This window comes from Streptomyces sp. NPDC048442, assembly GCF_040651475.1.
Classification (GTDB): Bacteria; Actinomycetota; Actinomycetes; order Streptomycetales; family Streptomycetaceae; genus Streptomyces.
The window spans coordinates 1-1,529 of sequence record NZ_JBEZKB010000073.1; the positions used below are offsets into that span (position 1 = coordinate 1).

1 rRNA gene is annotated in these 1,529 nt (G+C 55.5%); it reads left to right on the top strand.

From position 1 onward, the window contains the following. Positions 1-1,498: ribosomal RNA gene (locus AB0D18_RS41225) — 23S ribosomal RNA — on the top strand; the annotation flags it as partial. Between the last annotated feature and the right edge of the window lie 31 nt (positions 1,499-1,529).

Below are 1,529 nucleotides of genomic sequence, written 5' to 3' on the forward strand. Positions count from 1 at the left end.
TAGGTAAGCGATGGGGTGACGCAGGAAGGTAGTCCAGCCCGGGCGGTGGTAGTCCCGGGGTAAGGGTGTAGGCCGTGTGATAGGCAAATCCGTCACACATTAAGGCTGAGACCTGATGCCGAGCCGATTGTGGTGAAGTGGATGATCCTATGCTGTCGAGAAAAGCCTCTAGCGAGTTTCATGGCGGCCCGTACCCTAAACCGACTCAGGTGGTCAGGTAGAGAATACCGAGGCGTTCGGGTGAACTATGGTTAAGGAACTCGGCAAAATGCCCCCGTAACTTCGGGAGAAGGGGGGCCATCACTAGTGATCGGATTTACTCCGTGAGCTGGGGGTGGCCGCAGAGACCAGCGAGAAGCGACTGTTTACTAAAAACACAGGTCCGTGCGAAGCCGTAAGGCGATGTATACGGACTGACGCCTGCCCGGTGCTGGAACGTTAAGGGGACCGGTTAGTCACATTTCGGTGTGGCGAAGCTGAGAACTTAAGCGCCAGTAAACGGCGGTGGTAACTATAACCATCCTAAGGTAGCGAAATTCCTTGTCGGGTAAGTTCCGACCTGCACGAATGGCGTAACGACTTCTCGACTGTCTCAACCATAGGCCCGGTGAAATTGCACTACGAGTAAAGATGCTCGTTTCGCGCAGAAGGACGGAAAGACCCCGGGACCTTTACTACAGTTTGATATTGGTGTTCGGTTCGGCTTGTGTAGGATAGGTGGGAGACTTTGAAGCTGTGACGCCAGTCATGGTGGAGTCGCCGTTGAAATACCACTCTGGTCGTGCTGGATGTCTAACCTAGGTCCGTGATCCGGATCAGGGACAGTGTCTGATGGGTAGTTTAACTGGGGCGGTTGCCTCCTAAAGAGTAACGGAGGCGCCCAAAGGTTCCCTCAGCCTGGTTGGCAATCAGGTGTTGAGTGTAAGTGCACAAGGGAGCTTGACTGTGAGACCGACGGGTCGAGCAGGGACGAAAGTCGGGACTAGTGATCCGGCAGTGGCTTGTGGAAGCGCTGTCGCTCAACGGATAAAAGGTACCCCGGGGATAACAGGCTGATCTTCCCCAAGAGTCCATATCGACGGGATGGTTTGGCACCTCGATGTCGGCTCGTCGCATCCTGGGGCTGGAGTCGGTCCCAAGGGTTGGGCTGTTCGCCCATTAAAGCGGTACGCGAGCTGGGTTTAGAACGTCGTGAGACAGTTCGGTCCCTATCCTCTGTGCGCGTAGGAATATTGAGAAGGGCTGTCCCTAGTACGAGAGGACCGGGACGGACGAACCTCTGGTGTGCCAGTTGTCCTGCCAAGGGCATGGCTGGTTGGCTACGTTCGGAAAGGATAACCGCTGAAAGCATCTAAGCGGGAAGCCTGCTTCGAGATGAGTATTCCCACCCCCTTTGAGGGGTTAAGGCTCCCAGTAGACGACTGGGTTGATAGGCCAGATGTGGAAGCCCGGTAACGGGTGGAGCTGACTGGTACTAATAGGCCGAGGGCTTGTCCTCAGTTGCTCGCGTCCACTGTGTTAGTTCTGAA